Below are 10,739 nucleotides of genomic sequence, written 5' to 3' on the forward strand. Positions count from 1 at the left end.
AATCTATCTCTATAATCGCTGAATGTCAAATAAAACCGAATTTTTTATCATTGTAATTTTATATAAGTTAATGAAAAATAATAAAAAATTAAAATACCTATTAAGTAATATAAGATACCAAATTAGTATTTTTTAATTTACTAATCTGTGTTCAAAAATATATTTAAATATTTAGTCGAAGCGAAGAGACTTTATTTCGACATTATTATTAAAAATGTTTTATAGTATTTATCATGATTCAAAATAGCTAGGTGAACAGGATGATCACACTCAGCCAACATAAGGATCTTAGTCACGCATCGCGTGAATTGAATGTTGCTCAACGATTAATGAGCCTTATTTGTGGTTCACATCAATTAGAAACTGCTCGTAAAGATCAGCTTGATTTTCATTATTCAGGTATACGCTTGCCGAGTAAAAAAATGGCAATTGGCTGTATCAGTTATGGCACAGATGTATCTATTCAAATTCAGCAGCTAGGTGCATACAGTATCAGTTTGCCTATTCATGGACAGCAAACATTGCGTATGAATGGAGAAACTCATTTATCACATAGTAATAATGGAATCATTGTTTCTAGTCAGGATCAGCAAGAACTCATCATTCACCGTAATTGTAAAAAATTTCAAGTGGTGATTCCTGAAGAAAGTGTCAAATCTGTACTTTCCAATTTGCTTTCTAAACCTGTTAAAGAGCGGGTGATTTTTGAGCCAGATATGCCATTTAGTGAAGATAACTTCCTAAGATTGTGGTGGAATAATATTCAACAATGTTTATCGCTCAGGCAAGATTATTCTCGTTTTGATGGTTTAAATCTGCTTTCTCAAGATTATGAAAGTTTTTTGATTAAGGCTTTGCTTTTAACCCAGCACAATAATTATTCCAATGAATTAAGATCGCTCCAAGAGTATCAGCTTCCGAAGCCAGTCATGGTGGTCAGAGAGTTTATCCATCGTTTTGCTGATCAAGAGTTGGATGCATCAGATTTAGTCATGATATCGGGAACTTCAAAATCGACTTTATACCGTGAGTTTCAACAAGCGCTGCATATGAGTCCTATGGATTATTTAAAAAACTATAGACTTGAACAGATTCATCATGCTTTGCTGCAGAACAATGCAAATATTTCCATTTCGAGATTGGCTTATGACTGGGGATTCAGACATTTAGGACGATTTTCTCAAGAATACAAAGCCAAATATGGGGTTCTCCCGAGTGAAACACTTAAAATAATGGTTTAAAAAAAAGCCCCTTGATTGGGGCTTTTTAATGACTGAGTTGAGATTACTGCGTTACCTCTGCAGTTGCAGTATTGGCTGATTCAGGTTGTTTTAGTCCTTTTAATGCGAGCGCAATAAACGAAATAAATGTCGGAATTGCTAGGACATAGAAAATACCTGCAAGAGATAATTCAAAAGTAAAAATCAGTGATCCGTAGAACGCACCTAAGATCGCACCGATACGACCAATACCATGCATCCATGAAACACCTACACCGCGGCACACTGAAGGGTAGAACAGTGCTGTTAATGGAAGTAGTGATGATTGAGCACCCACTAATAATGCGCCAATTAAGAAAATTGCAATACCGAGTAAAACAATACTTTGGCTTACGAATGCTGCAACGAAGAACAATACAAATGCTGCGAGATAAGAATATTTAATCACAGTATTTGGATTAACTTTATCCATATACCACCCCATAAAGCATGCACCTATTACACCGCCGAATGGGAAAATCGCTGCAATTAAACTAAACTGCTCTGTTGTAAATCCAGCGGTTTTAAGAATAGTTGGCATCCAGCTGGTTAACAGATAAAACACCATTAGGCTGGTAAAGCAACACAGCCAAAGCATTGCCGAACCCCAAAAGTATTTGCTAAACAAAATTTTAACAGGGCTTTGTTTAGGATCTAATACTTCTGCTTCAGGTAGAACAAATACAGTACTTTGATCGAATGTTTGACCGTGAATCTTCTCAAGAATTGGTTTTGCTTTTTCTTGACGATTTTGTTTGATGAGGTATTGAGGTGATTCAGGTAACTTGGTAATCAAAAATACCAATACAATCAGTGGGATTACACCGCCGATAATAATGACATTTGCCCATCCTTGATTCTCTAATAAGAACGCAGATAAGACACCGCCACTTGAGATCCCTAACATAAATCCGCAACCTGCTAATCCGGTCAGGAATGCTTTACGTTTTAGAGGCATGTATTCGGATACCATTGTGCTGATATTCGGCATAGCCGCACCAAGTCCGACCCCTGTAATAAAACGATAGATCATAAGTTCTTGTGTGTTAGAAGCAAATCCACACATGATGGTGAAAATTGAAAACAACAAAGTCGTCATTACGATGACACCCTTGCGTCCAAATTTATCTGATAATGGTCCTGAGATAATAGCGCCGATCGACATGCCTACTAAGGCCGCACTGAGCACAGGTGCTAGATCTGGTTTTGAAATCCCCCAATCATCTAACAATGCTGGTGCAATAAAGCCTAAGATGCCAGTGTCTAATCCATCACAGAAAAAAACCAAAAACCCCAGAAAGAAAACTGTCCATTGTAAAGGGGACATTTTTTCCCGATCAATAACGTCATTTACAATTATTTTTTGCATTTAAAATTTCCATATATTCAAACGTTAGAACAAAAAAGGACTATCGTTTGCAAAGAATATTAACGATAGTCCTTAGTGATTGTCATCAGCTCATTTAATTATCTTGAGCTATGACTTTGAATAAACTTCTCACTGTAAACACGTCCCTTGTCTATCTGGTGATCAGCTAACCAATTTTTGACAGCATCGATCATTGGTGGCGGACCACACAAATACATATCGAATGCTGATTCGCTTAATTGCGATTGATCTAAATGTTCGTGGATAAATCCTTTTTTTCCAGTCCAATCATTAGAAGGTTGTCCGATTACGGGATGATACTCAAAGTGTGGAATCTTAGCTGAGTATGCTTTTAACCTTTCTTGTTCACACAAATCTTGCTCTTTGTTTACACCATAATACAGATGTACTGGTGGAATTTGAGGTTGTTTCACAATTTGATCTAGCATTCCTAAAAATGCTGACAATCCAGTACCTCCTGCGACAAAGACCAATGGCTTTTCTTTTTCCACTTCGCGAAGATAAAAACTTCCTAAAGGTGCTTCGAGTAAAATTGTATCCCCAACTTTTGCTCGATCTCGCAGATAGTCACTCATGAGACCTTGCGGGAGTAAGCGAATTAAAAACTGTAATTGATTACCTTCATTGGGTAAATTGGCAAAGGAATAAGAACGCCAATCATTTGCACCAGGAATTTTTAATCGAGCATATTGACCCGGTAAATAATCAATTTTCTGCGTATGTTGACTGGCATCTACATGAATGATTGCCGTAGTTTCAGAGACTAATTCTACGTGAGTCACTTTGGTTTCGAGTTGAAGTGTTTCACCAGCATTACAGAAACTTGAGTCATGATCGAAATAGAATGCAGCATTCGATTGCACTCGTGTTTGACAAGCTAAAATTTTACGCTCTGCCAGATCACGTTCGGTTAATGCTTCTTCATCGACATAATCTTGAGTGTAATTGCCACTTTCACATTGCCCTTGACAGGTTGCGCAAACGCCTTCACGGCAGTCTAAAGGTAGTGTGATACCTTGACGGAACGCAGCATCAAGTAAAAGCTCATCATTATTCACAGAGATAAAGAACGTTTTACCGTCTGCAAAGTTGAGTGCAACAGAATGACTCATTCTTTTACTCCTTAAACGTGATAGAAGTCGAGCACAGAATCAATTTTGTCATTCAACAAAATGGTGTGCTGTTTACGAATGCGGAAAGTGTCTTCATGTTGACGAAGGATATAAGTGACATGCCCGTAAAAATAGCCTTCTAAACCTTGGCGGTTATAGAATGTCGACCAACCCGCTTTAACTTCTAATAATCCGTCTTCAAGTGTTTTTACACGGATGTTGTGAATCGCATGCATGAGACGCGGAAGGGGCGTAGCTGATGCAGCTTTACCAGTTCCAATACGGAATACGCGATCTTCAAGGCCAGCACGGTTTTCATAATAGATATACGAAAGTCCTTGGTTTGGATCAGTGACGTATTCATGGTCACTAATCCATTGTGGAATGTGGTATTCGCTGTCTTCATCATAGAGTTCTAAATATGCGTCCCATTCATAGTTGTCACAAAGCGCAGATTTTTCATATAAAAATTGAGAAACTTGATGTACAAGAGCTTGTGTCATGATTAAGCCTCCTCAGTTGTCGCTTGTGATGCAGGGCATTCGTGTGGTTCAGAAGTATCTTCAGTGAGTTTAAGTGCTTTATTTTTTAAGCCTTTTAACATGAGATCGCGCCAAACTTGGTGTTGATTGACATATAAACCTTCTTGAGTGATTTCAGTACCCGTGATGACTGGTTTGATCCCTAATGTTTGAGCATTCGGGCTGTCGCCATAATTCCACTTGTGATAACCGCGCGAAATGTCACTCCAGCGTTCTAAACGAGCTTGAAAACCACGCTGTTGTTCACGGAATTCGACTAAATCGTCAGGTGTGCCTAAGCCCGATACGTTGAAGAAATCTTCGAATTGACGAATACGGTTACGACGTGCTTCAGCCGACTCACCTTTAACACCAATACACTGGCTAATGACTTCAGTTTTATTCCACGCAACTGGACGAATAATACGAAGTTGCGAACTGATTTGATCCATAAAGAAAAGGCTTGGATATAGGTTTAAGTTTCTGAGACGGTGCATTGCCCATTCAGCACGTTTTTGACCATATTTCTCAACCAGATATGGCATCACAGTTGCGTAACCAGGACGTACAGTTGGGTTAGGCATGTCACTAAACAAAACGTTATGACCATTTTTAAATGAGAACCAACCATCATCAGTTGTGTCATCACCAGCACCTAATTTACTGTAATCAAGTGTGTCTTTTGGTCCTGTCCCTTTTTGAGCATTCAGTTGCTGACGATATTGAACTGTAGATACATAGTTATAGTGAACAGTACTTACGTGGTAGCCATCTACACCATTTTCATTTTGTAGCTTCCAGTTTCCTGCAAAGGTATATGCTGATTTACCTGGTAAAACTTCTAATTCACCTGTAGGTGATTGTTCAACCATAAGATCAAGGAAAACACGTGTATCACCTAAATAATCTTCTAAAGTGTCTGTAGCTGTTGTATCTAAGCTAACGAAGACAAATCCTTTATAACTTGCAATACGTGCTTTTTTTAGACCTCGTGATGATTTATCAAAGTCATCACAATACTCACCAGGAGCTTTAACTTTTACGAGGCGACCATCAGATTTGTAACACCAAGCGTGGAACGGGCAGGTAAATGTGGATTGATTACCTTTAGCAACTCGGGTCAATGTAGCACCACGGTGCTCGCAGGCATTGACCATTGCATTTAAATTACCTTGACTATCACGGTTAATGATGAGCGGTTGGCGACCAATTTGAACAGTGACAAAGTCATTTGGTTTTGGAATTTCACTTTCATGACACGCGTAGATCCATACCTTTTCAAAGATCATTTCCATTTCTAGATCAAAAAGTTCTGGTTCAGTAAACATGTCACGTGCGATACGATAGACGCCATCCTCTGGTCGAAAATCGATACATCCTTCAATAAAATCATGCCATTCGATGCTGCTACGAGATCCCATGGTCTAACTCCTTATATCACTTGATTTCATTTATCTTTGAATCTATTGAACAGTGATTAAGGGAGTCAGGCTATCCAGTTTGTTCTAATCGTTATCCATTTTTTCTCAAATATTTTATGGAGAAGGTAATTAAAAATATGAGTGGGATTCAAAAGTCGTCATTTGGGACTATAAAAACAAAAAGCCGATGCATCTTTGATACATCGGCCGATAAAAGCTAAAGGAAATCGTTATTTGGCAATTCCAAGCTCTGTCAAATGAAGTCTGAGGATTCGTCTTAATTCCAACACAGCTTCAGGCGTTTCCTGAATTGAGTGACCACCTTTGATAATAATCTCAGATTGTGCCCCTTTAAGATGCGCACTCTGATAAGGCACGATCCCATCTGACATAACAGTAGGATCTTTACTCTCAGTCACATTCCCCATGATGGAGTGAAATTTAAATCCTTTAATTGGCGTCACAGGTGAGGTTAATTTGGTGAAAGGAGAGTTGTGACTCAGATCACTCGGACCATTTTGAATCAATCCATGACCTAAGTCTTTGACAAAATGTTTAATATTAATATCTTTATCTGAGAGCGATTCAGCAAATGCACCCAAAAATGCACCTGGCAACTTGATCACTTTACGCGCAGCTCGTGTAAACCAACGATCAGCATAATCTGTACCTCTATGCGGTGCTGCTAAGAAAATAGCACGATTAAACTGTGGCACAGGTTTGATTTGTAAACGAGCTTTAAATAAAGGTTCATTCTTAAAGCGGCTAATTTGAGAATTTTTTAATTGAGACAATGCAGGTTGTGTTAAATCAGCTTGGCTCACCAATAATCTTGAAATAATACCACCCATACTATGTCCAATCAGAACTGCATCTTTAGCTGACGCCGTAGATTGATCAAGTGAATTAAATGCTTGTTGAATGATCGCATTCACCTGAAAGCGACTTTCTAAAATTGGCATATTGGTTGAGTAAAATACTTGCCAAACTTGATAATGCTCTCTTAGAACATTATCTCCCATAATGTCATTGGTTAATGCAATCCAAGCTTCTGGACTGCTTGCAAGTCCATGCACCAAAACAATAATTTTTTTGTTTGGATTATAGGGTTCGAGCATAAAGAGATGGGGCATTGTGATTGTATTGTCACGATCAATCAAACTCAAATATGCAGCAGCACCTAAGTTATTTTCGGCAAGCCACAAACCATAAGGTGCAGAGTAATTCGCAGCTAAGGGATAAACTTTTCCACTTACTTTTAATTGATCTAATCCATAAGGATCATAAATATTCAGGGTGAAATGCGGGTCATTCAGAATATCCTCTACATTACTTTGACGCGCAGGCTCAGCGGTCATCGTGACTGAAAGATAACGTGGTGGATGAATGTTAGGATTACGACCATTTTTATAAGCGTGATTTAATGGATCTACAATATATTTACCTGAATCGCTATTTCGCTCTGGCGCTGGAAGCGTTGCGACAAATTCCGCACCGAAACCATCCCGACGGTTAATCGAACGCAAGCCACTAAAATTGAGATTGTAGCTTGAAAGCAGGCTATCTAATTTTTGATTAGCAATCTGAGGGTAATGGTCATAGTTGATGGTATAAATGCTTTCACCAATTTTTATTTGTTTGGGTACTTTTTCACCCGTATAGCGCATACCATAGGTCATCACCATTTTCGCCAAGGCTTGATTGTAGAAATCTCGTATTTGAACTTGTCTATTATCGAAAATACGGTCGCTTGGTTGGCGTTTTGTCTTGAATAGATAGGCATAACTATAACGAATACTTTTATCAAGCATTGCTAACTGTTGGTCAAGACATTGACTATAGTTTTCTTGATGAATTTTTTTCTTTTCTTCTGACTGATATTTATTAATTAAACTGGTATTACAAGCAGAAGAATTACTGAGGGCTAATGCCCGTGTCAAATATGCTTCACTTGCAGTTGAATAAAGTTGTTCATCTTGAATTTGTTTTATTTTTTTTAGATCAGATACACATTTATCGGGATCATTAGAACAACTTTCAGCCTCACTGCCTGTCATTGAGAGGACATTCAGACTCGCTTCACTCATTTTTTTACGCGTTAATATGCTATCTCGTTCATTCGCGATCGAGACATTAAGCGCTTGATTTTTTACACTGACGACTTGGCAACCTGTCATAAATAGTGGTGTTGCGATCAGTAGGGCGCCAATGTATTTATTGTTCATCATAAACATATTTTCAACTGTCAGCATGAATCATTAACGCTGAGCATACGTTATTTTTAGGGAGATAAAAATAAGTGCTAAAAAAAATAGACTGAATAATCAGTCTATTTTTTGTGAAATAAGATTATGATTTCGCTGGATTGTTTAAAATTTGCCAAACATTGTAACGACCTTGTTTCTCAATTTCTTGAATCAAGCGGTCAGCAACTTCAGTTTCTTCAGGATATTTCACTTTGTAATTTTTTAAAGTTGTGATTGCATTTTTCTTTTGGCTCAATGCGAGGTAGTTATTAACAGCTACGAGATAAGCTTCTTGAACACCCGCTTTGATGGCCTTATCGATATATGGAATAGCTTCTTTTTGACCACCACCTTCAGACAAAGAGAAACCAAACCAGAAGTTCGCTTCAGCGTCTTCTTTGTTGATCTTCAGGATTTGTTGTGCATATTTTAATGATTTAGTGGTGTAAGCAGAACCAAGATCAAGGTTACGACCCAATATACTTGCTTTAAATGCACGAATTAAGATATCGAATGACGCGTTATCTTTCGCTGCTAAAGTATCTAGTTGAGCTGAAACTTCACGTAATTTAGCTTCAAAACCGCGACGTTCTTGACGATCTGTAAAGCGAGGAGGATAGTGACGTGCTTTACCTTCAACCATCTGGAGGAAGTCATCAATTTCTGTAATGTCGATTTCATTTTGACCCGCTAAAACCGTGTATTTCATCGCACGTTGTGAACTATTCACAGTCGGTACGATTAATTTGTTTTGTTCGAGGATCATCTTTCTGTTTGGATTATTTGGATCAGTCACCTCAAGTTTTTGAAGTGGTGCAGCAGCAGCTTTTTTTAGTTCAAGCTCGAATACTGGTGGTTGGCTATAATTAAAAGGATTTAATGCATAAAATGGTGCACTTAAATCAGGCTCAGAAAAGACGATCGGATCGTTTGTTTTAGATTGTTTTTTTACTGCTGGAGAGCTACAAGCACTCAATAATGAAACAGCGATCATGGTGGCAATGAGGGGCTTAATCGTCATATTTTCTTCCAATATTATGTTTTTAAATTCTAGTTCAGGTTGTATCTGAGTCTATGAAAAGTCGAAACAACATGCAACTCAGATTCACCTAACTTAGTCAAACTTATACATTAAGCTTTTGATTGTGCAGTTTGAGCTTCGCACTCACGACGAACTTCGTCAATGATTTTTAACTCTTCAGCACTAAATGGTTGTCCATTACTTTGAGCGTTATTAAATGTTGGATCAAGTAATGAAAGTCGCTGACATAGAGTGTTCATGCGCTTTTCATTGTGCTGTATACGATCCAATAATACTCGCATACCTTCTAACATAGGATCTGATTGATCTTGGGTTGTCGCATAAGGCTGAAAACCGATGCTTTCTGCATAATTGCGTCGTTCAGATTCTTTGTCCAAATCTTTTTGCTGATTTTTGATAATAAATCGCGCTGGGTTGCCTACGGCAGTAGCACCTTCAGGGACTTCTTTAGTGACCACAGCATTTGAACCTACTTTCGCATTCTTATGCACGGTAAATGGTCCCAAAATTTTCGCACCTGCGCCAACGACTACACCATCTTCTAAAGTTGGGTGACGTTTGCCTTTATTCCAAGTGGTGCCACCTAATGTCACGCCATGATAGAGCGTCACATCATCACCAATTTCAGCTGTTTCCCCAATGACCACACCCATACCGTGATCTATAAAAAAACGTTTGCCAATTTTGGCACCTGGGTGAATTTCGATACCAGTTGCGAAACGACTAAAAGAAGACAGCATGCGGGCAGAAGTTTTACACTCTTTTTTCCAAAGCTCATGCGCAACACGATGCATAATCAGTGCGTGAATTCCAGGATAAGTGGTTAAAACTTCAAATGTGTTGCGCGCCGCAGGATCGCGGGCAAACACAGCTTGAATATCTTCTTTAAGCTGTTTAAGCATCTTTTGATTTCTCTTTAGAATCTGACTTTTTCCATGTGCCATTGTTCAATGCCTGAACACGACTGAAAATACCTCTAAGAAGATGGTACTCCATACGATCTAATTGTATACGTCCGAATAAGCGACGCAAGCGTAAAGGCAATAATCGTGGGTTTTCTGGGTCTAAAAACTCGATTTCGTGCAACATTTTTTCGAAATGAGGATAAAATTGTTCCATCTGTTGATGTGTTACCAACGGCTCATCCCAATGCATAGAATCTTCATCAGTCACTCTCATAACAGCTTGAGGATCTTCAACTTGTTCCATGAGAGCCGTGGTCGCCATTCGCATTTCATAGCAAATAATTTGAATGGCTTGAGCGACATTGAGTACGCCATAGTCTGTATTCACAGGGATGGTCACATGGTAATTCGCCATAGCCAATTCTTCATTGGTTAATCCGCGATCTTCACGCCCAAATATTACGGCAATTTCTTGTTGTTCTTTGATCACCGCTTGCATAGATTTATCAGCAGCAGGTCGAGCATCTAATAAAGGCCATGGAATAGTTCGGCTACGAGCACTTGTACCAAAGACTAAATGACAATCTGCGATGGCTTCTTCAAGCGTTTCTACAATCTGAATCTGATCAATTAAATCGGTTGCACCCGCTGCAAGTGCATCAATATCAGGATGAGGATAAGTTTTAGGTGCAACTAAAACCAATTTTGAAAGCCCCATGGTTTTCATTGCTCTAAGTGCGCTACCGATATTCGCAGGCAGGGTAGTATTCACCATGACAATACGCACATGAGACAAATGCGCTGAGACAGCAGCATTATCAATTAAATTCATAAATCTTCCAA

The 10,739-nt window shown here is 38.7% G+C and carries 9 protein-coding genes; 1 reads left to right on the plus strand and 8 read right to left on the minus strand.

Annotation, left to right across the window (positions count from 1 at the left end; genetic code table 11):
• Positions 1-260: 260 nt before the first annotated feature.
• Positions 261-1,241 carry an AraC family transcriptional regulator gene (locus AC1M84_RS09050; RefSeq protein ID WP_481590736.1) on the plus strand — a complete coding sequence of 327 codons (981 nt, stop codon included), beginning with the start codon at positions 261-263 and terminating at the stop codon, positions 1,239-1,241.
• A gap of 43 nt (positions 1,242-1,284) precedes the next feature.
• Here the strand turns inward: AC1M84_RS09050 and AC1M84_RS09055 are convergent, their stop codons facing one another.
• From AC1M84_RS09055 to AC1M84_RS09090, 8 genes are all read right to left on the minus strand, one after another.
• The gene (locus AC1M84_RS09055) at positions 1,285-2,628 is read right to left on the minus strand and encodes an MFS transporter (RefSeq protein WP_092767747.1); all 1,344 of its coding nucleotides are present in this window, start codon (positions 2,626-2,628) and stop codon (positions 1,285-1,287) included.
• Between the two features lie 98 nt (positions 2,629-2,726).
• Complete coding sequence (gene antC / locus AC1M84_RS09060) at positions 2,727-3,761, minus strand: anthranilate 1,2-dioxygenase electron transfer component AntC (RefSeq protein WP_481593674.1); 1,035 nt, start codon at positions 3,759-3,761, stop codon at positions 2,727-2,729.
• Between the two features lie 11 nt (positions 3,762-3,772).
• Positions 3,773-4,264: an anthranilate 1,2-dioxygenase small subunit gene (antB, locus tag AC1M84_RS09065; protein WP_035266119.1), complete on the minus strand. Its 492-nt coding sequence runs from the start codon at positions 4,262-4,264 to the stop codon at positions 3,773-3,775.
• 2 nt (positions 4,265-4,266) lie between these two features.
• The gene (antA, locus tag AC1M84_RS09070) at positions 4,267-5,703 is read right to left on the minus strand and encodes an anthranilate 1,2-dioxygenase large subunit (RefSeq protein WP_481593676.1); all 1,437 of its coding nucleotides are present in this window, start codon (positions 5,701-5,703) and stop codon (positions 4,267-4,269) included.
• Positions 5,704-5,933: 230 nt separating this feature from the next.
• Positions 5,934-7,937, minus strand: a complete 2,004-nt coding sequence (locus AC1M84_RS09075) for an esterase/lipase family protein (RefSeq protein ID WP_481594882.1) — start codon at positions 7,935-7,937, stop codon at positions 5,934-5,936.
• Positions 7,938-8,052: 115 nt separating this feature from the next.
• A complete protein-coding gene (locus AC1M84_RS09080; RefSeq protein WP_035266116.1) occupies positions 8,053-8,970 on the minus strand; it encodes an ABUW_2363 family tetratricopeptide repeat lipoprotein in 918 nt (305 codons plus the stop codon).
• A 110-nt stretch (positions 8,971-9,080) separates the two neighbouring features.
• A complete protein-coding gene (gene cysE / locus AC1M84_RS09085) occupies positions 9,081-9,893 on the minus strand; it encodes a serine O-acetyltransferase (protein WP_035266113.1) in 813 nt (270 codons plus the stop codon).
• Positions 9,886-10,728 carry an RNA methyltransferase gene (locus AC1M84_RS09090; RefSeq protein ID WP_481590734.1) on the minus strand — a complete coding sequence of 281 codons (843 nt, stop codon included), beginning with the start codon at positions 10,726-10,728 and terminating at the stop codon, positions 9,886-9,888. Before AC1M84_RS09090 ends, cysE begins: the two co-directional genes overlap by 8 nt.
• Positions 10,729-10,739 lie beyond the last annotated feature (11 nt).

The organism is Acinetobacter sp. 24-47-66, from assembly GCF_056779755.1.

Bases quoted from the DNA above. Each gene is read 5' to 3' on its own strand.
- AC1M84_RS09050 (WP_481590736.1), top strand. From the start codon at position 261: ATGATCACACTCAGCCAACATAAGGATCTTAGTCACGCATCGCGTGAA.
- AC1M84_RS09055 (WP_092767747.1), bottom strand. From the start codon at position 2,628: ATGCAAAAAATAATTGTAAATGACGTTATTGATCGGGAAAAAATGTCC.
- antC (WP_481593674.1), bottom strand. From the start codon at position 3,761: ATGAGTCATTCTGTTGCACTCAACTTTGCAGACGGTAAAACGTTCTTT.
- antB (WP_035266119.1), bottom strand. From the start codon at position 4,264: ATGACACAAGCTCTTGTACATCAAGTTTCTCAATTTTTATATGAAAAA.
- antA (WP_481593676.1), bottom strand. From the start codon at position 5,703: ATGGGATCTCGTAGCAGCATCGAATGGCATGATTTTATTGAAGGATGT.
- AC1M84_RS09075 (WP_481594882.1), bottom strand. From the start codon at position 7,937: ATGTTTATGATGAACAATAAATACATTGGCGCCCTACTGATCGCAACA.
- AC1M84_RS09080 (WP_035266116.1), bottom strand. From the start codon at position 8,970: ATGACGATTAAGCCCCTCATTGCCACCATGATCGCTGTTTCATTATTG.
- cysE (WP_035266113.1), bottom strand. From the start codon at position 9,893: ATGCTTAAACAGCTTAAAGAAGATATTCAAGCTGTGTTTGCCCGCGAT.
- AC1M84_RS09090 (WP_481590734.1), bottom strand. From the start codon at position 10,728: ATGAATTTAATTGATAATGCTGCTGTCTCAGCGCATTTGTCTCATGTG.